Source organism: Mycobacterium sp. 012931 (assembly GCF_000419295.1).
Taxonomy (GTDB): Bacteria; Actinomycetota; Actinomycetes; order Mycobacteriales; family Mycobacteriaceae; genus Mycobacterium; species Mycobacterium marinum.
Genome location: NZ_AOPX01000001.1, coordinates 4985968 through 5009913, shown reverse-complemented (window position 1 = coordinate 5009913; position 23946 = coordinate 4985968). Strand labels below are relative to the sequence as shown.

The window sequence follows — 23946 nt, the reverse complement described above, 5'->3', positions numbered from 1 at the left end:
GGGGGCGGCCCTACTTGATCTCGGCGAGCACCGTTCCCTGGGTGATGGCCGCGCCGGCCTCGACCGCAAGCCCGGTGATGACACCGTCTTTGTGAGCGGTGACCGGGTTCTCCATCTTCATCGCCTCGAGGACCACGACGAGCTCGCCGACGACGACCTCCTGGCCTTCTTCGACCGCCACCTTCACCACGGTGCCCTGCATCGGCGCAGTCACGGCGTCGCCGGAGGCGGCGGCACCGGTGTGGGCACCGCGCTTGCGCGGCTTGGGCTTGCGCCGGATGACACCCGCATCGGCGCCGGAGCCGTTGGACATCGCCAGATCGGCGGGCAGCGAGACCTCGACCCGGCGACCATCGATTTCGACGACCACGGTTTGGCGTGGGCGGAAGTCTTCGTCGTCGAGCGGTTCACCGGCGGTGAACGGTTCGATCGTGTTGTTCCATTCCGTCTCGATCCAGCGCGTGTGCACCGAGAAACCGTGCTCGTCGCCGATGAATGCCGGGTCGGAGACCACCGCGCGGTGGAACGGGATGACGGTGGCCAGGCCCTCGACCTGGAACTCGGCCAGAGCGCGTCGAGCTCGCTTCAGCGCCTCGGTGCGGTTGGCGCCGTACACGATCAGCTTGGCCAGCATCGAGTCGAATTGGCCGCCGATCACCGAGCCGGTCTCCACGCCGGAGTCCATCCGCACGCCAGGACCGGCCGGCGGGTGGAACTTGGTGACCGGACCGGGAGCCGGTAGGAAGCCGCGGCCGGCGTCCTCGCCGTTGATCCGGAACTCGATTGCGTGTCCCCGCGGGGTGGGGTCTTCGGTCAGGTCCAGCTTCTCGCCGTTGGCGATGCGGAACTGCTCGCGGACCAGGTCGATCCCCGCGGTCTCCTCGGTGACCGGGTGTTCGACCTGAAGACGGGTGTTGACCTCCAGGAAGGAGATCAGGCCGTCCTGGCCGACCAGGTATTCGACCGTGCCGGCGCCGTAGTAGTGGGCCTCTTTGCAGATCCGCTTGGCCGACTCGTGGATCTCCTTGCGCTGGGCGTCGGAGAGGAACGGCGCCGGAGCCTCTTCGACCAGCTTCTGGTAGCGGCGCTGCAGCGAGCAGTCGCGGGTACCGGCGACCACGACGTTGCCGTGCTGGTCGGCGATCACCTGCGCCTCGACGTGGCGCGGCTTGTCCAGGTAGCGCTCGACAAAGCACTCGCCGCGGCCGAATGCCGCGGTGGCCTCGCGCACCGCCGACTCGTAGAGCTCGGGAATCTCTTCCATGGTGCGGGCGACCTTCATGCCGCGCCCGCCGCCACCGAAGGCCGCCTTGATGGCGATCGGCAGCCCGTACTCCTGGGCGAAGGCGACCACTTCTTCGGCGTTCTTGACCGGGTCGGGAGTGCCGGGCACCAGGGGCGCCTTGGCGCGGGCGGCGATGTGGCGGGCGGTGACCTTGTCGCCGAGGTCGCGGATGGACTGCGGGCTGGGACCGATCCAGATCAGGCCGGCGTCGATCACGGCCTGGGCGAAGTCGGCGTTCTCCGACAGGAAGCCGTAGCCGGGGTGGATCGCGTTGGCTCCGGACTTCGCCGCCGCGTCGAGGAGCTTCTCAAAGTCCAGGTAGGACTCGGCGGAAGTCTGGCCGCCCAGGGCGAACGCCTCGTCAGCCAGGCTGACGTGCGGGGCCTCGGCGTCGGGTTCGGCGTAGACCGCCACGCTGGCCAGGCCCGCGTCCCGGGCCGCCCGGATCACTCGGACTGCGATCTCGCCGCGATTGGCCACGAGAACCTTGGAGATCCTGGAGCTGGCGTGACTGGCCACTGCGCCTCCTGTAGGGCTGGAAGTCTCTTCGTCTTTAAGAGAATTTCTTACAAGTCTTGTCCGGGGAAGTTTAAGCGGCGCGCCGGAAGCTCGGTCACGCGGTTCCCCTTTCACAAGGTCTCGCGCAGCCGCCGCTTGATTCGGGCGAGCATCGCCGACATCCCGCGCAGCCGTAACGGGCTGATCAGATCCGCCAGGCCCAGTTCGCTGTAGAAGTCCTCAGGCACGGCCAAGATCTCGGATGCGGGTTGCTCGTCGAGGCCGGCGGCCAGGATCGCGGCAAAGCCACGGGTGGTCGGCGCCTGCGCCGGGGCGCTGAAGTACAGCCGCACCCGGTCCGGGTCTTGCGCGTCGACATGCAGGAACAGGGGGGACTGGCACTCGGGCACGGGCTCCATGGCGGCCTCGGCGAGGTCGGACGGCAGCGGCGGTAGCTCGTTGGCGAATTCCAACAGCAAGGCGAGCTTGTCCTGGCCCTGGACTTCGCCAAAGTCGGACACCACCTCCGCCAGCGGAGCGGGCATGCTCATCGCGGCGACGCAAGTCCATCGGCGGATCCGGGGCTCTCGCCCCCGACGATCGGCACCCGCACGGTATTGCCCCACTCGGTCCAGGATCCGTCGTAGTTGCGCACCCCGGGCTTGCCCAACAGATGGGTGAGCACGAACCAGGTGTGGCTGGAGCGCTCGCCGATGCGGCAGTACACGATGGTCTTGTCATCGGGGTCCAGGAAGCCGTAAAGCTCGTCGAGCTCGGCGCGGCCGCGGAACCGCCCGCTCTCGTCGACCGCCTTGGCCCACGGAATGGACTGCGCGTGGGGATGTGGCCGCCCCGCAACACGCCTTCCTCCGGGTAGTCGGGCATATGCGTGCGCTTGCCGGTGTACTCGTCGGGGGAGCGCACGTCGATCAGCGGCTGGGTGCCCAATGTGGCCAGCACGTCGTCCTTGTAGGCCCGGATGGGGGCGTCGTTTCGCTCCACGATCGGATAGCCCGCGGAGGTCTTGGCGGGCACGGTCAGCGAGGTGTCCCGGCCCTCTGCGATCCACAGGTCGCGGCCCCCGTTGAGCAAGCGCACGTCGGGGTGGCCGAACAGGGTGAACACCCACAGGGCGTAGGCCGCCCACCAGTTGCTCTTGTCGCCGTAGATCACCACGGTGTCATCGCGGCTGATGCCCTTGCGGTCCATCAACTCGGCAAATTGCGCACCGTTGATGTAGTCGCGCACGCGCGGATCGTTGAGGTCGGTATGCTAGTCGATCTTGACGGCGCCCGGGATGTGGCCGATGTCGTAGAGCAGGACATCTTCGTCGGACTCCACGATTGCCAGGCCGGGAACGCCCATGTGTGCGGACAGCCAGTCGGCGGTCACCAGGCGTTCGGGGTGGGCGTAGGCCGACAGGGTGGGATTTGGGTCTGGGGGCAACGGCACGGTGTCAGCCTACCCATCGCACTATCAGGTCAAGCAGCATCAGGGGAGCGGATTCGACGCCCAAAGTGCGGCTATGGATATACCGGCGCGGCTGATCAGGTCCCGCGTCAGCGGCAGCCCAATTCCCACCACGGCGGACGGATCGCCCTCGACGCCGGTGATGAACCAGCCGCCCAAGCCGTCCAGGGTGAACCCGCCGGCCACCTTCAACGACTCCCCGGTGGCCAGATAGGCCTCCAGGTCGTCGTCCGAGGGGGCCGCGAAGTGGACCGTGGTGGTCGAGGTCTCGTCGTCGCGGTGCGTGACGCGTTGCTCGGTCAACCGTACGACGCTGTGCCCGGTGTACAGGTGCCCGCAGCGACCGGCCATCGAGCGCCACAATTGCCGGGCGTCGTCGACGGTCTCGGGCTTTCCGCACAGCCGGCCGTCAATGTAGAGCATCGAATCGCAGCCGATGACAAGGCAGTCCGCGGCGACGGAAGCCTGCTGCCCGGTCAGGGTGGTTGCTACCTGTTCGGCCTTTGCGCGTGCCAGCACACGCACCACATCCGCCGGTGTTGCGGCCGGACCCAGCCCGGCCATGATGGCGTCCTCGTCGACTCCGGAGACCACCACCAGCGGATCAACGCCAGCCTGCTGAAGCACCTTGAGCCGACCCGATGAGGCCGAGCCCAGTACCAGTCGGGTCATCGCCGCATGTGCGTCATTTCCTGCAACGTGATGCGCTGCCAACTGAAGACGGGGTAGCGCAATCTGTCTACCGGCAACCCCCACCGGGATGGCTCGGGCGCTGCGGCCGGGGCTGCGCTGCGCAGGCTGCCCAGCACCGCGACCAGCGCCGCGAGCTCCTGTTCGGTCGGCGCTCCCTTGAGCACGTGGATGTGCGGTTCCAGCGGGTCATGCGCCGGCGCGGTCACCGTACCCTCGCCGCCCTCGCTGGCCTCGGTGGCGTCGCTGGTCTCGGGCTGTTGATCGATCGGCTGGTTGCCGTTGTTCACGTCGCTCACAGGGGGATGTTCCCATGCTTCTTGGGGGGCTGCTGGGCGATCTTGCGTTCCAGCAGACGCAACGCGGTTCCGATGTACCCGCGGGTGTACGACGGCGGGATCACCGCGTCGACGTACCCGCGTTCGGCGGCGATGTAGGGATTGACCAGGGTGTCCTCGTACTCCTGCTGCAGCTGCAGCAGGAGCGCGTCGACATCCTTGCCGGCCTCGGCCGCTTCCTTGAGCTGCTGGCGATACACGAAGCCGACCGCCCCGGACGCGCCCATCACCGCGATCTGCGCTGTCGGCCAGGCCAGGTTGACGTCGCAGCCCATGTCTTTGGAACCCATCACGCAGTACGCGCCGCCGTAGGCCTTGCGGGTGATGACGGTGACCTTCGGGACGGTGGCCTCGCCGTAGGCGTAGAGCAGCTTGGCGCCGCGGCGGATGATGCCGTTGTACTCCTGGCCGGTTCCGGGCAGGAAGCCCGGAACGTCCACCAGCATCACGATCGGGATGTTGAAGCAGTCGCAGGTCCGCACGAAGCGGGCCGCTTTCTCGGAGGCATCGATGTCCAGGCAGCCGGCGAAGTGGGTCGGCTGGTTGGCGACGATGCCCACCGGCCGGCCCTCGATGCGCCCGAACCCGACCACGATGTTCTGCGCATAGCCGGCCTGGATCTCGAGGAACTCGTCCTCATCGAGGATCCGGGTAATGACCTCATGCATGTCGTAGGGCTGGTTGGGCGAGTCCGGGATCAGCGTGTCCAGCTCCAGGTCCTCGTCGGTGAGGTTCTCCTCGATGGGCCCCTCGGGGGCGGGAGCGGGGTAGCGCGGTGCGTCGGTGGCGTTGTTGGGCGGCAGATAGCTCAGCAGCTCGCGCACATATTCGAAGGCGTCCTGCTCGCCGGACGCGACATAGTGGGCGGTACCCGACTTGACCATGTGGGTGTGGGCACCGCCGAGCTCCTCCATGGTGACGTACTCGCCGGTGACGGTCTTGATGACGTCGGGTCCGGTGATGAACATCTGACTGGTCTGGTCGACCATGACCACGAAGTCGGTCAGTGCCGGGGAGTAGACGTGCCCGCCCGCGGCGGCTCCCATGATCAGCGAGATCTGCGGGATGACGCCCGAGGCCAGGATGTTGTTGCGGAAGATCCGGCTGTACAGGCCCAGGGAGACGACACCTTCCTGGATGCGCGCGCCGGCGCCGTCATTGATGCCGATCAACGGTCGTCCGGTCTTGACCGCCAATTCCTGAACCTTGACGATCTTCTCGCCGTACACCTCACCCAGGCTGCCGCCGAACACGGTGGCGTCCTGGCTGAAGATGCACACGTCGCGGCCGTCGATGGTGCCGTAGCCGGTGACCACACCGTCGCCGACCGGGCGGTTGCTCTCCAGGCCGAAGTTGGTGCTGCGGTGCTTTGCCAGCGCGTCCAGCTCCACGAACGAGTCCTCGTCGAGCAGCGCATAGATCCGTTCGCGTGCGGTCAGCTTGCCTTTGGCGTGCACCTTCTCGATGGCGCCCTCGCCGACCGGATGCAGCGACTCGGCGCGGCGCTTGTGTAGCTCTGCGAGCTTGCCCGCGGTGGTGTGGATATCGATGGCGTGCTCGGCAGCGGGCTCAGCAGTGTGGTCGGTAACGCTGGTCATGGGAGTTGATGGTATCGGCCGCACCCGCATCGGTTGGCCCGGGCGTGCCTGAGCACCCGACGGTCGCGCGGGGATTGCCGATGTGCGCCGCGGCGAACCGTCCGACAATTGATCTCCCACGGCCGGCCCGGCGTTCTCTAGGCTTGTGCCGTGACGGACCGCGATCAGCTCAGGTTGCCGTTGGACGCCAGCAAGCTGCGTAGTGAGGCGATCGACTCGGGATGGCGCCAGCTCGACGTCGTCGATGAGACCGGCTCCACCAACGCCGATCTGCTGGCCCGGGCCGCTGCCGGGGCCGATATCGAAGGGGCGGTGCTGATCGCCGAACACCAGACGGCCGGACGGGGGCGGCTGGGGCGCGGCTGGTCGGCCACGGCGCGAGCGCAGATCACCATGTCGGTCGGGGTGCGGGTGGACGGCGTCCCCACCGCCACCTGGGGCTGGCTGTCGCTGGCCACCGGGTTGGCCGTGGTGGACACGGTGACCCCGTTGCTTGACGGCACGGCGGCGCAAGCGGGTTTGAAGTGGCCCAACGATGTGCTGGCCGGTCTGCCCGGATCGCTGGGCAAGCTGGCGGGCATTCTCGCCGAGGTGGCGATGCCCTACGCGGTGATCGGCATCGGGCTCAATGTCACCCAGGCGCCCGACGAAATTGCGGGGCCCGCAGCGACCTCGCTGCTGGACCTCGGGGTGCCGGCACCGGATCGCAACGAACTGGCTGCCCGGCTGTTGCGCGAGCTTGCGGCGCGGATCGATGAGTTCAGACGCGCTCACGCGCGGCTATTGGCGGACTACCGGGCCCGCAGTCTGACCATCGGTTCGCGCGTGCGTGCGCAACTCCCCGGCGGGCGCGAGATCGTCGGGATCGCCCGCGACATTGATGAGCAGGGGCGATTGCGCCTGCAGACTACGCCCGACGAGGCGGGCAAGTCCGGCGAGACGGTCGTGGTCGCCGCGGGTGACGTGGTGCATCTGCGCTAGTGCGGCGCGGCCATCCGTCCAACTTCAGCAAACAGCAGCCAACGGGGGATAGGGTCGCCACCATGGGCTATCCGGACAATGCCATGGCCGCAGGCGAGCAGGTCGTCCTGCATCGTCACCCGCACTGGACCCGGCTGGTCTGGCCGGTCGTGGTGTTGATCCTGATCACCGGGCTGGCCGCGCTGGGTTCGGGGTTCGTCAACTCGACGCAATGGCAGCAGCTGGCCAAGAACATCATCCATGGCGTCATCTGGGGGATCTGGCTGGTGATTGTCGGCTGGCTCACACTATGGCCGTTCCTGAGCTGGCTGACCACACATTTCGTGGTCACCAACCGCCGGGTGATGTATCGCCAGGGCGTGCTGACCCGCAGCGGGATCGACATCCCGTTGGCCCGGATCAACAGCGTGGAATTCCGGGACCGGATATTCGAGCGAATGCTTCGCACCGGGACGCTGATTATCGAATCGGCGTCACAGGATCCGTTGGAGTTCTACAACATTCCGCGCCTGCGAGAAGTGCACGCGCTGCTCTATCACGAGGTTTTCGACACCCTGGGCTCCGAGGAAGCCCCCAGCTGAGCGGCCGATCGCGCATCTGAGCGGTTGGCCCTGGCGGACTTGTTGCGCCAGGAGCGCAGCAGGGTGACGTTGCCGCCCTCGATCTCGTCTTCGAAGACTTCGGCGATACCGCCCGCGGTCAGTGCCGACTCCAGCGCCTTGTCCGGGTTGCGTGCGAACTCGTCGGGGAACACCCAGCGGCGGAACGCCCAGAACCGGAAGGCCATCTGCAGCAGATTTCCGATGATGTAGGCCGAGACAAAGTCGGCCAGGTTCTCCACGGTCAGCGAGACCATCGGCACCCGTAACTGCAAGACATAGCTGGAGAACCACAGCGGGGCCATGCTCAGCAGCACACCCACGCCGCTGAACGCGAAGAACAGCAGCGCCTCGTGGTGGCGCTCCCGGCCGCCACGGTCGCGGAAGCTCCATTCCCGGTTGAGCACATAGGACGCGATGACAGCGACGATTCCGGCGATCACCTTGGCCGTCACCGGCTTGGGTTCCAGAATCGTCAACTTCAGCGTGTAGAAAATTGCCGAGTCGATGATAAAAGTAGTGCCGCCGACGATGGCAAATTTGATCAGTTCATGATGACGCTGCGCAAAGGGCTGAACCACCCTGGGAAGGCGCGCGATTGTGGCATCGGCAAAGGACACAACAAGTCAGTGTACGGATTGACACGAACATAGACGCAAAATGATACATAACGATTTGGTGTTGCAGCCGCCAAACACGCCGGTCATGGGCCATGACACCATGATGGCCGTGCCAAGTTCTCGCACCCCCCAGGTTGCCATGGTCGGTGGTGGCCAGCTCGCCCGGATGACCCATCAGGCCGCTATCGCCCTGGGTCAGAACCTGCGTGTGTTGGTTAACTCCGCCGATGACCCGGCGGCGCAGGTGACACCCAATGTGGTGATCGGATCGCACACCGATCTGGACGACCTGCGCCGCATCGCGGCCGGAGCCGACGTGGTGACCTTCGACCACGAGCACGTTCCCGCCGAGCTGCTGGACAAGCTGGTGGCCGAGGGAGTCGTGCTGGTGCCGCCGCCACAGGCTCTGGTGCATGCGCAGGACAAGCTGGTGATGCGCCGGCGGCTGCAGGCACTCGACGTCCCGGTGCCGCGCTACCTGGGCATCCACCAGCTCGAGGAACTCGGTGAGCTGGACGCGTTTGCCCGCGAGCTGGACGCGCCGCTGGTGGTCAAGGCGGTCCGGGGCGGTTACGACGGCCGCGGTGTGCAGATGGCGCGCGATCTGGCCGATGCCCGCGACATCGCCAGCGGCTACCTGGCCGGGGGTGTTCCGGTGCTGGTCGAGGAGCGGGTCCAGTTGCGTCGAGAGCTCTCGGCGCTGGTGGCACGCTCGCCGTTCGGCCAGGGGGCGGCGTGGCCGGTGGTCGAGACGGTGCAGCAGGACGGCATCTGCGTCGCGGTGATCGCGCCCGCGCCGGCGCTGTCCGCGCAAGCTGGCGCCGATGCGCAACAGCTGGCGCTGCGGTTGGCCGCCGAACTGGGCGTGGTCGGGGTGCTCGCCGTGGAACTCTTCGAGACCACCGACGGCGCTTTGGTGGTCAACGAGCTCGCGATGCGGCCGCACAATTCCGGGCACTGGACCATGGACGGATCGCGCACCAGCCAGTTCGAGCAGCACTTACGCGCGGTGTTGGACTACCCGCTCGGCGATACCGAGGCGATCGCGCCGGTGACCGTGATGACCAACGTGTTGGGGGCGGCCGCGCAACCGGCGATGAGCCTGGACGAGCGCCTGCACCACCTTTTCGCCCGGATGCCCGATGCCCGGGTGCACCTCTACGGCAAGGACGAGCGTCCCGGCCGCAAGGTGGGACATATCAATTTCCTCGGTTTCGACCCGGCGGCCGTTGCCGGGCTGCGAGAGCGGGCCGAGCTGGCGGCACACTGGTTGTCACACGGACAGTGGACGGACGGATGGGATCCCCATGGCTGAACAGCCCCGGGTCGCGGTGATCATGGGCAGCGACAGTGACTGGTCGGTAATGGCTGACGCCGCCAAGGCGCTGGCCGAATTCGACATCGCGATGGAGGTGCGCGTGGTCTCGGCGCATCGCACCCCGCAGGTGATGTTCGACTACGCGCGCGACGCGGCCGGTCGTGGCATCGAGGTGATCATCGCCGGCGCCGGCGGAGCCGCGCACCTACCCGGAATGGTGGCCTCGGCCACCCCGCTGCCGGTGATCGGGGTGCCGGTGCCGCTGGCCCGCCTCGACGGACTGGACTCGCTGTTGTCGATCGTTCAGATGCCGGCCGGGGTGCCGGTGGCTACCGTGTCCATCGGAGGCGCCCGCAATGCCGGCCTGCTGGCGGTGCGGATGCTGGGATCATCCGATCCTGCGCTGCGCGCGCGGATCGCCGCTTTCCAAGACCAGCTGGCGCAGACCGTGCAGGCCAAGGATGCGGAACTTCAGAAACTTGCGGGTAAGTTAACCCGCGACTAGAAGCCGACTAGGAGGGCTCGCAAGATGGCTGGTTGGGCCGGAAACCCGTCTTTTGATTTGTTCCAGCTTCCGGAGGAACACCAGGAGTTGCGGGCGGCGATACGCGCGCTGGCGGAAAAGGAGATCGCGCCGCACGCCGCGGACGTGGATGAGAATTCCCGGTTTCCGCAGGAGGCCCTTGATGCGCTCAACGCTTCCGGGTTCAATGCGGTGCACGTCCCCGAGGAGTACGGCGGCCAGGGGGCCGACTCGGTGGCGGCCTGCATCGTCATCGAGGAGGTCGCTCGCGTCGACGCCTCAGCCTCGTTGATCCCGGCGGTCAACAAGTTGGGCACCATGGGCCTGATCCTGCGCGGTTCCGACGATCTGAAGAAGCAGGTGTTGCCGTCGCTCGCCGATGGCGCCGCGATGGCCTCCTACGCGCTCAGCGAGCGCGAGGCCGGTTCGGACGCCGGAGCGATGCGCACCCGGGCCAAGGCCGACGGTGACGACTGGATTCTCAACGGCACCAAGTGCTGGATCACCAACGGCGGCAAGTCCTCCTGGTACACGGTGATGGCCGTGACCGACCCCGAAAAAGGTGCCAACGGGATATCGGCGTTCATGGTGCACAAGGACGACGAAGGCTTCGTCGTGGGCCCCAAGGAGCGCAAGCTGGGGATCAAGGGCTCACCGACCACGGAGTTGTACTTCGAGAACTGTCGGGTTCCCGGCGACCGGATGATCGGGGAGCCCGGCACCGGCTTCAAGACCGCCCTGGCGACGCTGGACCACACCCGCCCGACCATCGGTGCCCAAGCGGTGGGCATCGCTCAGGGCGCCCTGGATGCCGCAATCGCCTACACCAAGGACCGCAAGCAGTTTGGGAAGTCGATCAGCGATTTTCAGGCGGTGCAGTTCATGCTCGCCGACATGGCGATGAAGGTGGAGTCCGCGCGGCTGATGGTCTACTCCGCCGCCGCGCGCGCCGAGCGTGGCGAATCCAACCTCGGATTCATCTCCGCCGCGTCGAAGTGCCTGGCCTCCGACGTGGCGATGGAGGTCACCACCGACGCGGTGCAGCTGTTCGGTGGCGCCGGATACACGGTTGACTTCCCGGTCGAGCGGATGATGCGCGACGCCAAGATCACCCAGATCTACGAGGGCACCAACCAGATTCAGCGCGTCGTGATGTCGCGGGCATTGCTGCGCTGAGGTACCGAACCGCAGATTCGCTTCATCGCATCCGATCCGCCAGTACAGTCAAGGTCACGGCACCGCCAATCAATCGGGTGGGCAGGCAGGTGGCCGAAATAAGCTGGCGCGCCGAGTATCGTCGGCCTTCGTCTGACTCGAGCAAACGGGTTATCCGCGGCCAGGGGGTGTGAGGTAGAGGACGTGGTTACCTGTGCGCGTACCACATGAGCATGATCTGACTGCGGGGCTTGGTCCCAGCACCGGCCAGCGGGCTCAGTGGCAGACGTTGTCGCTGCTGCTGGTCGAGGACGATCGGGCCGACGCAATGCTGGTCGAGGAGCTGATCGCGGACGCGGCCGTCGACATCCAGGTGGTGTGGGCGCGCTCGATGGCTCACGCCGAGCGCGAATTGAGCGCGGCCCGGCCCGATTGCGTGCTGTTGGACCTCAACCTTCCCGACGCCAGCGGCATCGACGCGCTGGACCGCATCGCCAACCGCGATGCCACCGTCCCGGTGGTGGTGCTGACCGGGCTGAACGACGAGTACTTCGGCGCGACGGCGGTCGCCGCCGGTGCACAGGACTATCTGGTCAAGGGTCGCGTCGATCCGGAGATGCTGCGGCGCGCGATGCTGTACGCGATTGAGCGCAAACGTGCCGAGCTGATCGCCGCCGACCTGCACGCAACCCAGCTCCGAGCCCGCGAGAATGCGCTGCTGGAACGCGGCCTGCTGCCCTCGCCGCTGCTGCTCGACTCGCCGGGAGTCGACATCGTCGCCCGGTACCGGCCCAGCCGCGAAGACGCGTTGCTGTGCGGCGACTTCTATGACGTCGTGCAAACGGCCGACCGGGTGGTCCACGTGTTGATCGGTGACGTCGCGGGGCACGGCCCCAATGAGGCCGCGCTGGGCGCGGCGCTGCGCATCGCGTTTCGGGCCCTGACGCTGGCCGGCGTGCACGGCGGCGAGCTGATGCGCCAGCTCGACCGGGTGCTGCGCGCCGAACGCACCGGCGAGGGGATCTTTGCGACGGTGCTCAGCCTGGCCATTCCGCCCCAGCCCGCCGGCTCGGCCGACGGCGCTCACATCCAGGTGATCCGTGCCGGACATCCCGGGATGCTGCTGCACGGCGGTGGCACCGTGCACTGGCTCGAGCCGCCGGCCGGGCCGGCGCTGGGGCTGAATTTGGGCAACTGGTGCCAGCATGAGGTGGAGCTGCCGGTGGACCACGGGCTACTGCTGCTCACCGACGGGCTCTTCGAGGGGTATTCGGGGCACCGTCGGGAACGGCTGGGCGAGCATGGGCTGCTGTCGCTGGCCCGTTCACACGCTGGCTTGTCGGGTCCGGCGTTCGTCGACGCACTCATCGACGGTGCGCAGCAACGCGCTCAATCACTCGGCGGGCTCACCGACGACATAGCGGTGCTGCGAGTGGAACGCACGCCTGCATGACTCCGGAACCGCCCATCCGGCCCCGCACGCGGCGCCGTATCGCGCTCACGGTGCGGGGATGGCAAGCCCTGGTGCTGTCGATCATGGGCGTGATGGTGCTCGCCGGCACCGTCGCCGGCGCGGTCCTGCTCAATCGCACCGACGGTGTATCGCGGGAACTCGGCGACAACATCGAGCCCGCACGGGTCGCGGCTTTCCAGCTGCAGTCGGCCTTGCGCGACCAGGAATCGGGGATCAGAGGCTATGTGATTTCCTCCGACAGCCAGTTCCTCAGCCCCTATTACGACGGCCGGCGCACCGAAGAGGCTGCGGCCCAAAATATCCGGCGACTACTGGGGCGCCGGGGTGACCTGCTTGCCGACCTGGACGCGATCGAGAAGGCGGCGCGCGCGTGGCGGGCCAGCTACGCCGAGCCGCTCATCGCACAGGTCAACTCGAATGCTCCGGTCATGCTCAACGGCGCGGCAACCGCGATCGGTAAGGCCCAGTTCGACCAGCTACGAACCCTTTTCGAGGACCAAAACCGGCATCTGGGTGCCGCCCGCGCGCAGGCCGCCGAGCGCCTGCAACGAATGGACGACTGGCGTGACCGGGTGCTGGCCGCAATGGTGCTGTTGTTCTTCGCGACGGCAGCGCTACTGGGAATCCTGACCAGGCGTGCGGTCACCATTCCGCTGGCCGCGCTGGCTGCGGCCTGCCGCCGGGTCACCGAAGGCAACTTCGGCGAAGGCATCGTTGCGCCGCGCTGGCCCAGAGACATCCGGGGTATCGCGATCGACGTCGAGAACATGCGCCAGCGAATGGTCGAAGAGCTCGACACCTCACGTTGCGCCCGAGCTCAATTGGACGAACAGGCAGAGGAATTGCGACGGTCCAATGCCGAGCTCGAGCAGTTCGCCTACGTCGCGTCCCACGATCTGAAGGAGCCGCTGCGCAAGGTCGCCGCATTCTGCCAGTTACTGGAGCGGCGTTATGCGGATCAGCTCGACGAACGCGGCATCGAGTACATCGGCTTCGCGGTCGACGGCGCCAAACGCATGCAGGTCCTGATCAACGACCTGCTCAGTTTCTCCCGGGTCGGCCGGCTGGGTGCCACCAGCGTCGAGGTCGAACTCGGCGCGACCCTCGATGCTGCCGTGGCCAATCTCGGCGCGGCCATCGAGGAATCAGACGCCGAGATCGTGCGCCTCGAGCACGGCTTCCCACCGGTTGTTGGAGATCCGACCCTGCTGACGATGTTGTGGCAGAACCTGATTGGCAACGCGGTCAAATTCCGGCGCGAAGACCTGCCGCCCCGGGTGGTCATCGATTGCCAGCTCGGCACGGGAGATCACCAGGGCCTGTGGCTGTTGAGCGTGTCGGACAACGGTATCGGCATTGCGCAGGAGTTCGCCGACAAGGTCTTCATCATCTTCCAGCGCCTGCATGGTTGCGATTCCTACGGCGGAACCGGTTTGGGCCTTGCGCTGTGCCGAAAGATCGTCGAGCACCACGGCGGCACGGTGTGGATTGACTCCTCGTACACCGATGGGACTCGCTTCCAGTTCACCTTGCCCGTCGCCGCGCCCGCGACCGCGGACCCAGAACACCTCGAACCTGCCGAAGGGATAGCCGAATGACAGCACCGGGTCGACCCATTGACATCCTGCTCATCGAAGACGATCCCGGGGATGAACTCATCACCCGGGAGGCGTTCGAGCACAACAAGGTCAACAACCGGCTGCACGTCGCCCACGATAGCGAGGAGGGGCTGGATTACCTTTATCAGCGGGGCAAGTACCAGCAGGCGCGCCGGCCCGATCTGATCCTGCTCGACTTGAACCTACCGAAGTACGACGGTCGGCAGTTGCTGGAGAAGATCAAGTCCGACTCCGAGCTTTGTCGTATCCCGGTGGTGGTACTGACCACGTCCTCGGCCGAGGAGGACATTCTGCGTAGCTACAACCTGCATGCGAACGCCTACGTCACCAAGCCGGTCGATCTCGACCAATTCATGACCGCCGTCCGGCAGATCGACGAGTTCTTTCTTCAGGTGGTTCGGCTTCCGCAAAGCTGAGTAGCGCGGCGGCTCAAGGTTTTCCGACAGGCTGGTTGGACGCCACGATCCCGAGTTGGTCGACCTCGTGTACGTGGACGGTCGAGAAATCGAAGAACATACCGACGATCTGTATCGCACCGGAGGCTATCGCGGGAGCCAAGACCTGGTTGTGCGCAAGCCTTTCCAGCTGAACCGCCACATTGACCACAGCTAGCTGGTCGAGTTCGCCGAACCCGACGGACGCCGCGCTCGCCCGTGCCGGATGACCGTATCGGAACGCGGCCAAACTATCGTGTGCGTGTTCAAGCCAGTGGTTCATCGGGCGGTCGACGTCACTCGCGCCGTTGTCCAGCAACGCCTGCATTGACCGGCACGACGAGTGTCCGCATACGACAACCGAACTCACACCGAGTTGGTTGACCGCGAAGTCCAGGGCGGCATCCACCGAGCGTTCGGTTGGATCGATCGGTACCAGGTTGCCGACGTTGCGGACGATATACAGGTCGCCCGGTTTGCTGGCCGTGATGACGTCGGGCAGGATCCGGGAGTCGGCGCAGGTGAGAAAGACCGTGTCCGGGTTGGCCGGATCCATCAGTTCCCGCACATGGTGGTGCAGCGTGCCGATGCCGTTGCGATGGTATTCCTCGACACCGTGCCGAATCGAGGGTTCGGCATCGGGATGGCTGTCGCGCCTCGATGTCCAGGGTTCCCGCAGCGCTCGAGACATGAAGTGGCGTTTCGGCGGACTGGTGTGCGCGCTGACCAGGTTGGCCGGCGACGTCTCGATGATGGTGACTTCGCCGCCGGTTGCTTCGTGAGCGGTCTTCCAGTCGGAAATGGCTTCGGAGACGGAGTGGTCGATGTAGTCGGCATTCAGGTTCAGCGTGATGTCGCTGCCCTCTGGCAGCTCGGAGAGCACGTTGGTCAGCCGCGGCAAGAGCAGGAAACTCAACGTGCCATCGATGTCGACCCGCCAGCGCTTCGCCTCTTCGCTCACCAGCCTGGCCTCGATCGGGGCGCGGATGACCCTGATCAACAAGAAGGCGATCGCAACACCGAGTCCAATGACCACGCCCTCGAGCAGGTTGAGGAATATGACGCCCAGGATGGTGATGACGTAGATCGCAAAATTGCCGGTCCGCCACGCAATCTGGATGTGTGCCAGCTGGATGAGCTGGGCGCCGACCACAATCAGGAGCCCGGCGAGCGCCGCTTTGGGGATGAGTTCCACCAGGCCGGTGAACAGCGAGGCGAACAGCAAGATCCACACCCCGTGCAGCACCGCTGAGGTGCGGGTGCGGGCTCCGGCTGCCACATTGGCCGAACTGCGCACGATGACGCCGATGACGGGAAGACCGCCGAGCAGCCCGGAGAGGACGTTGGCGCTGCCCTGCCCGAGCATTTCCCTGTTGAAGTTGGTCCGCGGGCCATGGTGCAACTTGTCCACACCGACCGCGCACAGCAGCGATTCGACGCTGGCGATCAGGGCGATGGTCAACACGCCGACGGCGATGATGCTGATGTCATTGCTCCAGGGCTGACCGTCGGGGGTCAGCTCGGGCAGCCGGGGCAGCGAGATGGCCTCGAAGAAGTTGCCCGAAAGGTTGATGCGCTCCACATCTAGATTCACCATCAACGACAGTGCGGTGGCTCCGGCGATGGCCACCAGGGGGCCCGGAACCATCCGCACCATGGCGGGCAACCGTGACCACACCAACAATATTGCGATCACCGTTCCGCCGACGATCACTTCGTGTAGCTCGTGATGAAGGATGCCGTTGGGCAACGCCGCAATGTTGCGCCACGCCGAGCTGTGCGCCGAGCCGCCCATCAGGACATGGATCTGTTGCAGCACGATGGTCACGCCGATGCCGGCCAGCATGGCGTGCACCACCACCGGTGCAATGGCCAGCGCGGCGCGTGCCATCCGGCTCAGCCCGAAAATGATCTGCAGGACGCCCGCGCCGAGGGTCATCAGGCACAACATCTGCCAACCGACCTGTTCGATCAATCCGGCGACCACCACGGTGAGGCCGGCGGCCGGGCCGCTCACCTGAACCGACGACCCGCCGAGCAGTCCGGCGACAATGCCACCCACCACCGCGGCAATCAAACCGGCCATCAACGGAGCACCGGAGGCAATGGCGATCCCCAGCGACAGGGGCAGCGCTACCAGGAAGACGACGAGCGACGCGGGGAAGTCATGGCGCAAGTTGGCCCGCATCCACTGGGATCGAGATTCGGGTGCCTCGGCGGAGTTCTTGACTGCGGTGGTCATTTGTTGACTCCTCAAAGCCGGTCAAAGAGGTCATCCCGGGCGGGCCGGCAATCGAGACCTGACACCCCTTCGACACCGGCTGGAATGTGGTCTGTCAAATCAAGTGTCCGCCGAGCGTCGTAGGTGCGTGTGAGGCAGTTCATATTTGTGCGCAGCAAATCTATGAGTCTGCAGGTTTTATATCCAAAATCCTCCACGCTTCACCGGCCCGTGCGGCAAACCCCCGCACTGATTCATTGACAACTCACAAGAAAGTTTCCGGTGCTGACCGCGAATTAGGATTCGCCCAGAAGTGTTTCGTTGTGCTCGCCGGTGGCCGGCGGGGGATCGGCGAGCACCGCGCTAAAGCTCGAGTAGCGCGCGGGCGTCCGGATCACCGTGACGGCGTCATCGCCACTGCCGACCTGCAATGCCAGCTCGTTCTCGGCGAACAACGGCGTTGTGACGACCTGTTTCCAGGTGTAGGCCAGGCAGGCCATCAACCCGCCTTCGTGCAGCAGTTCGACCCATTGCGCGGCGGTCTTGGCGGCCAGGGTCGATTCCAGTTCTTCGGTCAATTCCGCGTAGTTGATCGCCCGCGCGCGTTGGTCGATGAAGCGCTCGTCGTCGAGGAGATCGGGCTGGCCGATGATCTCGCACAGCCGCTGTCAGTGCTTGGGCACGTAGGCGCTGATCAGCAGGTAGCCGTCGGCGGCGCGGAAGGCATCCGATGGCTGGGTCGCAAAGGCAACCCGTTTGCGGCGCGCGCCCGCGGGTGTCTGCTCGGGCCTTTTCGGCGCGTCCGAACTGGGACGATTGAGGTGCATGGTGAGCTGGTTGGCCTGCAGCCCCACCGCGACGTCGTACATCGCCACCCGGACGGTGTCGGCCACCCCGTGCCGCTCGCGGTTGAGCAGCGCGGCCAGGACCGCCTGGGCCAGCACATGCCCGCTGGCATTATCGACCAACTGAAACGGGATGATCTGTGGCTTGCCGTCGGGGGTGGGCATTCCGGTGGTCATTCCCGCCTCGGCGGCGACTATCAGATCGACGCCCGGTCGAGTGCCGTGCGGGCCGTTGCCGCCGAATGCCGACAACCGGGCATAGATCAGTTTGGGGTTGCGGGCGCGCAGGTCCTCGGGGCCAAGGCCCATTCGCTCCATCACGCCGGGCCGAAACCCCTCCAGCACCACGTCGGCGGTGTCGGCGAGCCGCAGGATCTGCCGGCGAGCCGTGTCGGTGGACAGATCCACCGACACCGACTTCTTGCCCCTGTTGTTCGGTAGGAAATAGGTCGCTAGCGGCGGGCGGTGCGGCAGCACGGCGGTGATGTGCCGCGCCGCCTCACCGCCGGGGGCCTCAACCTTGATCACCTCGGCGCCCAGGTCGGCCAGGACCTGTCCGGCCAGCGGCCCGGCAACGTTCTGGGTGAAATCGAGCACCCGAAACCCATCGAGTGGTTTGGCGGGGTTGCCCTCGGGCATCGGCAAATCCTTCCCTGCGGCGCGTGTCACCAGGCGACCGGCTCGGCGCGCTCGGTTGGACGAGTCGCGACATCGTGACGTTCGCCCCGAAAACTCAAGCTGTCAAGTGGGACATCAAGATCGGCCACTGCTCAGCCCGGTTGACGAGCCGCCGGGGCGGCGCGGCACGACGTGGCTCACCCGCTGCCCTCCGGATCGCGCAGGATGGCGTTTTGCAAGGTGGTGGTGAGCCAGGCTTCAAAGCGCTGCAAGGTGAACCCGCCGTGGGTAACCATGATCTCGTGGCTGGCTGGACTGGTGATGGCCCAGGCGGTATCCACCGCGTCTTGACGGGGCAATCGCAGGGCGTCGTCGGGAATGGTCACCAGCAGTGCCCGCATCGTTTCCCGGCGCAGCATCTGGATCTGATGCCACTCCGCTGCGATGGCGCTGTCGACGCCGGATCCGTCGCGGTAGGCGCGCCACGCTATCGCCGAGCGCCGTGCCGCGTCGCAGACTAATGCCGAAACCTGGGCCAGGGTCCCGGCGGGGCTATCGGGTTGAAGTTGAGCGGCAAAGTGCTGTCCCGATGGCGCGGCGTCGGGGGCGAGGGTGCTCTCGAGATAGCCGCGGAGCAGCGCGCGTTTGCCGCCCCAGGCGAGGTAGAGCGTTTGCACGGTCACCCCGGCTCCCTCGGCGATCCGGCTGACCGTCGAGGCGACGTATCCGACACGAGCGAATTCTTCGGCGGCGGCCGTGAGCAGCAAGTGACGGGTCTGCGCGCGCGACGCGGCCCCCGCTTCGCGTACCCGGGTTGTATTTCGCTGCCGCTTTCTTTCCATCGAAGTCAGCATACTTCAGCGTGCTAGATTGTAACTCAATCAGGATTGAGTGCCACTCAAGTGTGTGCGTGAACAGGAGTTATCGTGCCGACGCGAAATCCAATCTACGACCGTCCATGGCGGCGGGCCGGGGTTGTCCGCTACGCGGCGGCTCGGGTACGGGCAATCCTGCGGCCGCCGGTGACGGTGTCGGCGGCGCCGCCGGACCTGGTGGTGGACCGCGACGTTTCGGTTCGGATGCGCGATGGCGTGGTGCTGCGGGTCAACGTCTACCGGCCCCCCGGTTCGGGGCCGTTTCCCGTCATCCTGGCGGCCCATCCCTACGGCAAGGACCGGCTGCCCAAGCGCAGATGGTGGGGCTGGGGCATCAATCCGCAGTTCAGGATCCTGCGCCAGCCCGGCCAGGTGGAGATCTCGAGCGAGACCAGCTGGGAGGCGCCCGATCCGGTCTGGTGGCTGGCCCATGGCTATGCCGTTGTCAACGCCGACATCCACGGCGCCGGGACATCCGATGGCGCCGGGGCGTTGATGTCCGACCAAGAAGCCGAGGACGTCTACGACCTGATCGAGTGGGCCGGCGCCGCGCCTTGGTCCAGTGGCGGCGTCGGCATGGCGGGCGTGTCCTACCTGGCGATGGCACAGTTCAAGGCCGCCGCGTTAAGACCGCCGAGCCTCAAGGCGATTTGCCCCTGGGAGGGGTTCACCGATGCGTACCGGGACATGTTCAACCCCGGGGGAGTGGCGGAAAAGGGCTTCTCGCGAGTCTGGCAGACCGGCACCAAGCATGTGATGCGGGTGACCGAGGACATCGGCGCGCAGCGCCGGGTGCACCCGCTGCGTGATCAGTGGTGGCAGTCCCTGGTACCCGACCTCGGCCGGATCGAGGTCCCGATGCTGGTCTGCGCCAGCTTTTCGGATAACAACCTGCATGGGCGCGGTTCTTTTCGGGCATTCGAAAAGGTCGGTGCCGAAGACAAGTTCGCCTACACCCACCGGGGCGGCAAGTGGACGACCTTCTACAGCCCCGAGGCCCGCCAGGCCCAGCTCGCCTTCTTCGACCGCTATCTCAAACACTTTGATGTGCCCAAACCGCCCCGGGTTCGGCTCGAGGTGCGCGAGCGGGGCGACGTCATCGCGGAGACTCGCGCCGAGCGGCAATGGCCACTGGAAAACACCGACTGGCGCGACCTCTACCTGGCCGACGACGGTGTGTTGGACCATGAGCCCTCGGCAGCCGAGGGATCGGTCACCTTCCACACTCGCAGGCGCGCAGCGGCATTCACCCTTCCCGTGGTGGCAGATCTCGAGCTCACCGGTCCGATGAGTTTGGCGCTGTGGGTGTCAGTCGAGGGCGCCGACGATGTCGCGTTGTTTGCCGGCGTTGAGAAATGGGTTGGCAACAAATGGGTTTCGTTTGAAGGGTCCTACGGTTACGGCCGGGACCGGATCACCACCGGGTGGCAACGCGTATCGCTGCGAGAACTCGATGTCGAGCAGTCGACGCCGTACGAGCCGGTGCACACTTTCGCACACTCCCAGCCGCTGTCGCCGGGTGAGGTTGTTCCCGTCGAACTCGCATTGGGCCCATCAGCAACCGCCTTTCACCACGACGATCGCATCCGGCTGGTCATCGCCGGTCGCCAGCTTGCCCCGCGCAATCCGCTCTACGGAAGTTTTCCCGCCCTGTACGCGCCCAGCCCGCCGGCGCGCTGCACCCTGCACTGGGGAGCGGACCGGCCGGCACGGTTGCGGGTGCCGGTCACCAGCTCCGGCGACAACGCCCCAGCCTGAGAATTACTACCGCCCAGCTCAACCGCGCCGCGCGCCAACCTGTCCGAGGGGCACAGAAACTTGACCTACCATCGCCTGATGAACACTTCCAGTTCGGTCGGCAAGGTAGGTGACTTGGCCGGCGACGCCTGCTGCGATGTGTCCACAACAGCTGCGCATACCGGGCACTCCGGCGATGCGGCCTGGCAACAGGGCGTTCGATGGGCGCGCCGACTGGCCTGGATCAGCTTGGCCGTATTGGTCACCGAGGGTGCTGTCGGGGTGTGGGAGGGCGTTGCCGTCGGGTCCGTCGCATTGACCGGATGGGCCCTCGGTGGCGCATCCGAAGGGCTGGCCAGCGCAATGGTGTTGTGGCGGTTCACCGGTTCCCGCACGTTGTCGGAGACCGCCGAGCGCCGCGCCCAACGTGGCGTCGCCGTGTCTTTCTGGTTGGTTGCGCCGCTGGTTGCCGCGGAATCCATTCGCCACCTCACCGACAAGCACGAGGTTGGCACCTCGGTGATCGGAATCGGGTTGACGGCCTTCGCTTTGGTCGTCATGCCCATCCTCGGCCGGGCCAATCACAAGCTGGGTGTGCTCTTGCAGTCCGGGGCCACCGAAGGTGAAGGCACCCAGAATTATCTGTGCGCGGGCCAAGCCGCCGGGGTGTTGCTTTGGCTTGCGATCACCGCGGCCTGGCCCGGCGGTTGGTGGATCGACCCGGGGATCGGGCTCGTCATCGCCGGCATAGCCGTCTGGCAGGGTGTCAGAGCCTGGCGCGGCCAGGACTGCGGCTGCTGAGTAAGGCCTCGCCGATCCGAGGCCCTACTCGAGCATCGAGGCCTCACTCCAGGCGGTACCGGATCAGCCGGGAGCTGTTGGCTACCACCGCCACTGAGGACGCGTTGTGCAGGATCGCGGCCAGCACCGGTGAGAGCGCACCGCCCGCACCGATCAGCAGACCGGCGGCATTGACGGCGATCGACATACCGTAGTTCTGCCGGATCACGTCGACTGCCCGCCCACCGAGATCGCGGACGTCGAGCAGCCGATGCAGATCGTCGTTGGCCAGCGCCACATCGGCGGTCTCCACGGCGACGTCGGTTCCGGCCAGGCCCATCGCGATTCCGATATCGGCGGCGGCCAGTGCCGGGGCATCGTTGATGCCGTCACCGACCATGCCGACCACGTAGCCCTCGTCCTGCAGGTCCCGCACCACTTCGAGCTTGTCCTCGGGCATCACCTCGGCGCGCCATTCGTCGATCCCCAGCTCTTCGGCGACGACTTTGGCGATGTCGGGGTGATCCCCGGTGAGCATGACGATCCGGCGAACTCCGTTGTCCCGCAACTTGGTCAGCACCTCGGCGGCCTCGGGCCGCACTTCGTCGCGCAGGCTGATCAGCCCGACCAGCATGCCGTCCACGGCGAGCAGCAGCGGTGTTTCGGCCTGTTGCCGCAGCTTGCCGACCCATTCCGATGCCTTCTTGGATACCTTGACCTGCTCCGACTCGAGCAGCGATGGGCTGCCGAGCAGCAGGGTCCGGCCGTCGGCCCAGGTTCGCATGCCCAGACCCACCAGGACCTCGCACTCCTCGTGCGGCGGGATGCTGATGCGGCGTTCCTCGGTCGAACGGATCACCGCCTCGGCCAGTGGGTGACGGGAGTGGATTTCCGAGCTGGCGGCGTAGGCCAGAACCTGCTCGGGCTCCCAATCCTTGTGCATCGCAATAATGTTGGTGACCACCGGACGTCCCACGGTGAGCGTTCCGGTCTTGTCGAACACGATTGCGTCGACCCGGCCGGCCTGCTCGAGGTGCGATCCGCCCTTGATCAGGATGCCGCGCCGGGCGCCGTTGCCGATGGCGGCGCTGATCGCGGTCGGGGTGGACAGGCCTACCGCGCATGGGCACGCGATCAACAGCATCGTCATCGCGCGCCGGACATCCCCGGTGACCAACAAGGTGATGGCCGAGACGATGAACGAGGTGGGCACGAAGCGGCGAGAGAAGTTCTCGCCCACCGTTTGAATCGGTGCCCGGTCGTTCTGGGCTTCTTCGACCCTGGTGATGATCCGCCCGATCGTGGTCTGGTTGCCGACCGCCTGCGCACGCACCACCAGGCGCCCGCGTACCACGACGGATCCGGCGTGCACGGTCGCGCCGGCCACGACGCTGACCAGCAGGTTTTCCCCGGTGATCGCCGACTGGTTGACGATGGCCTCACCGTCGACCACTTCACCGTCGACCGGGATGGCAACGTGATCGTGCACGACGACCTCGTCGCCGATCTGCACACTGTCGATCGGTACCTGGACCTCGGTTCCTGCTTCGGGGCCGTCGGTCAGCCGGATCCAGGCGGTGTCCTGGTTGCCGCGCAGTAGCTCCGAGATGGCGCGCCGGGTCCGGCGCAGGGTCAGATCCTGCAGGTACTCACCGATATTGAGCAGCCACAGCACGGTGAGCGCGACGACGTTTTCCCGCAGGATGAGGCTGGCGATCGTGGCCGCCGAGACCAGCGCGTCGGTGCCGGCCTTGCCGGAGCGCAAGGAGCGCAGGGCGCCGCGCAGGAAGGGATAGCCGGTGAAGATGGTGACACCGGTGGCCACCATCCTCCCGCTCGGCCCCAGCAGTGGTGGGCGCGCGAACACATACCGGCGAACGCCCAGCAGGGCCAGTGCCGCTCCACCGATCACCATGCGCAGCACATCGGTGTTGCGGATCTCGGTCGAGTGGGGTGCGCGCGCCGGGATCAGTTCGGCGGCAACGTGCTTGGCGCCGCCGATCGCTTCCAGTACCGCGGCGCGATCACAACGTCGCGGTGAGTACCACACCACGACCGACCCGGTGCGCGGGTAGGCGTGGACGACCCGTACCCCGTCCTGCTTGGCGACGGCCTCTTCGACGGCTACCGCGCGCCGGGAATTGCCGCGTACCCAGTCCGCCCGGACGCGCATGCGTCCGGCCGCGTCGGAAAGTACGACCAGGTCGGTGGTGTCGTCACCGTCCGCACCTGCTGGGACCTCTTTAACGATCGCTAGGGTCATGTCGC

The 23946-nt window shown here is 66.3% G+C and carries 18 protein-coding genes and 3 pseudogenes; 10 read left to right on the top strand and 11 right to left on the bottom strand.

Annotated elements, in window-relative coordinates; genetic code table 11:
* Nucleotides 1–10: 10 nt before the first annotated feature.
* The 6 genes and pseudogenes from MMSP_RS22005 to MMSP_RS21980 form a co-directional block, all read right to left on the bottom strand.
* Nucleotides 11–1804, bottom strand: a complete 1794-nt coding sequence (locus MMSP_RS22005) for an acetyl/propionyl/methylcrotonyl-CoA carboxylase subunit alpha (RefSeq protein ID WP_036426865.1) — start codon at nucleotides 1802–1804, stop codon at nucleotides 11–13.
* A 110-nt stretch (nucleotides 1805–1914) separates the two neighbouring features.
* A complete protein-coding gene (locus tag MMSP_RS22000) occupies nucleotides 1915–2334 on the bottom strand; it encodes a SufE family protein (RefSeq protein WP_020788401.1) in 420 nt (139 codons plus the stop codon).
* Nucleotides 2331–3235: pseudogene (locus MMSP_RS21995) on the bottom strand (sulfurtransferase). Before MMSP_RS21995 ends, MMSP_RS22000 begins: the two are co-directional and overlap by 4 nt.
* Before the next feature lie 39 nt (nucleotides 3236–3274).
* Nucleotides 3275–3925 carry a nucleoside triphosphate pyrophosphatase gene (locus MMSP_RS21990; RefSeq protein WP_011740577.1) on the bottom strand — a complete coding sequence of 217 codons (651 nt, stop codon included), beginning with the start codon at nucleotides 3923–3925 and terminating at the stop codon, nucleotides 3275–3277.
* Nucleotides 3922–4131, bottom strand: a pseudogene (locus tag MMSP_RS21985) (acyl-CoA carboxylase subunit epsilon); the annotation flags it as partial. The pseudogene MMSP_RS21985 and the gene MMSP_RS21990, both read right to left, overlap by 4 nt.
* Before the next feature lie 107 nt (nucleotides 4132–4238).
* The gene (locus MMSP_RS21980; protein WP_020788398.1) at nucleotides 4239–5879 is read right to left on the bottom strand and encodes an acyl-CoA carboxylase subunit beta; all 1641 of its coding nucleotides are present in this window, start codon (nucleotides 5877–5879) and stop codon (nucleotides 4239–4241) included.
* A 150-nt stretch (nucleotides 5880–6029) separates the two neighbouring features.
* On the opposite strand from MMSP_RS21980, the gene MMSP_RS21975 reads away from it, so the two are divergent.
* Complete coding sequence (locus tag MMSP_RS21975; protein ID WP_020788397.1) at nucleotides 6030–6860, top strand: biotin--[acetyl-CoA-carboxylase] ligase; 831 nt, start codon at nucleotides 6030–6032, stop codon at nucleotides 6858–6860.
* Between the two features lie 62 nt (nucleotides 6861–6922).
* A complete protein-coding gene (locus tag MMSP_RS21970) occupies nucleotides 6923–7441 on the top strand; it encodes a PH domain-containing protein (RefSeq protein WP_012393132.1) in 519 nt (172 codons plus the stop codon).
* Here MMSP_RS21970 and MMSP_RS21965 read toward each other — a convergent pair.
* Entirely contained in the window at nucleotides 7396–8079 is a 684-nt protein-coding gene (locus MMSP_RS21965; protein WP_011740572.1) for a GtrA family protein, read from the bottom strand. The two genes, MMSP_RS21970 and MMSP_RS21965, sit on opposite strands and share 46 nt — an antisense overlap.
* Nucleotides 8080–8179: 100 nt before the next feature.
* On the opposite strand from MMSP_RS21965, the gene MMSP_RS21960 reads away from it, so the two are divergent.
* From MMSP_RS21960 to MMSP_RS21935, 6 genes are all read left to right on the top strand, one after another.
* Nucleotides 8180–9394, top strand: coding sequence for a 5-(carboxyamino)imidazole ribonucleotide synthase (locus MMSP_RS21960; RefSeq protein ID WP_161628272.1), 1215 nt, complete (start codon nucleotides 8180–8182; stop codon nucleotides 9392–9394).
* Nucleotides 9387–9902, top strand: coding sequence for a 5-(carboxyamino)imidazole ribonucleotide mutase (purE, locus tag MMSP_RS21955; protein WP_011740570.1), 516 nt, complete (start codon nucleotides 9387–9389; stop codon nucleotides 9900–9902). The genes MMSP_RS21960 and purE overlap by 8 nt, the downstream gene beginning before the upstream one ends.
* A 24-nt stretch (nucleotides 9903–9926) precedes the next feature.
* Complete coding sequence (locus MMSP_RS21950) at nucleotides 9927–11096, top strand: acyl-CoA dehydrogenase (protein WP_012393135.1); 1170 nt, start codon at nucleotides 9927–9929, stop codon at nucleotides 11094–11096.
* 193 nt (nucleotides 11097–11289) lie between these two features.
* A complete protein-coding gene (locus MMSP_RS21945) occupies nucleotides 11290–12528 on the top strand; it encodes a PP2C family protein-serine/threonine phosphatase (RefSeq protein WP_020727291.1) in 1239 nt (412 codons plus the stop codon).
* Nucleotides 12525–14147: a CHASE3 domain-containing protein gene (locus tag MMSP_RS21940; protein WP_036426863.1), complete on the top strand. Its 1623-nt coding sequence runs from the start codon at nucleotides 12525–12527 to the stop codon at nucleotides 14145–14147. Before MMSP_RS21945 ends, MMSP_RS21940 begins: the two co-directional genes overlap by 4 nt.
* The gene (locus tag MMSP_RS21935; RefSeq protein WP_020788394.1) at nucleotides 14144–14584 is read left to right on the top strand and encodes a response regulator; all 441 of its coding nucleotides are present in this window, start codon (nucleotides 14144–14146) and stop codon (nucleotides 14582–14584) included. The genes MMSP_RS21940 and MMSP_RS21935 overlap by 4 nt, the downstream gene beginning before the upstream one ends.
* A gap of 13 nt (nucleotides 14585–14597) precedes the next feature.
* On the opposite strand, the gene MMSP_RS21930 is transcribed toward MMSP_RS21935, so the two are convergent.
* From MMSP_RS21930 to MMSP_RS21920, 3 genes and pseudogenes are all read right to left on the bottom strand, one after another.
* Nucleotides 14598–16844 (bottom strand): bifunctional SulP family inorganic anion transporter/carbonic anhydrase, encoded by a 2247-nt coding sequence (locus MMSP_RS21930; protein WP_020788393.1) that lies wholly within the window; start codon nucleotides 16842–16844, stop codon nucleotides 14598–14600.
* 275 nt (nucleotides 16845–17119) lie between these two features.
* A pseudogene (locus MMSP_RS21925) lies at nucleotides 17120–18307 on the bottom strand (CoA transferase).
* A 176-nt stretch (nucleotides 18308–18483) separates the two neighbouring features.
* On the bottom strand, nucleotides 18484–19128 hold the full coding sequence (locus tag MMSP_RS21920; protein ID WP_232022774.1) for a TetR/AcrR family transcriptional regulator: 645 nt from the start codon (nucleotides 19126–19128) through the stop codon (nucleotides 18484–18486).
* Between the two features lie 84 nt (nucleotides 19129–19212).
* On the opposite strand from MMSP_RS21920, the gene MMSP_RS21915 reads away from it, so the two are divergent.
* A complete protein-coding gene (locus MMSP_RS21915; protein WP_020788389.1) occupies nucleotides 19213–20919 on the top strand; it encodes a CocE/NonD family hydrolase in 1707 nt (568 codons plus the stop codon).
* A gap of 78 nt (nucleotides 20920–20997) precedes the next feature.
* On the top strand, nucleotides 20998–21699 hold the full coding sequence (locus MMSP_RS21910; protein ID WP_020788388.1) for a hypothetical protein: 702 nt from the start codon (nucleotides 20998–21000) through the stop codon (nucleotides 21697–21699).
* Nucleotides 21700–21742: 43 nt separating this feature from the next.
* Here MMSP_RS21910 and ctpC read toward each other — a convergent pair whose 3' ends face one another.
* Nucleotides 21743–23941 carry a manganese-exporting P-type ATPase CtpC gene (gene ctpC / locus MMSP_RS21905; protein ID WP_020788387.1) on the bottom strand — a complete coding sequence of 733 codons (2199 nt, stop codon included), beginning with the start codon at nucleotides 23939–23941 and terminating at the stop codon, nucleotides 21743–21745.
* Nucleotides 23942–23946: the final 5 nt, after the last annotated feature.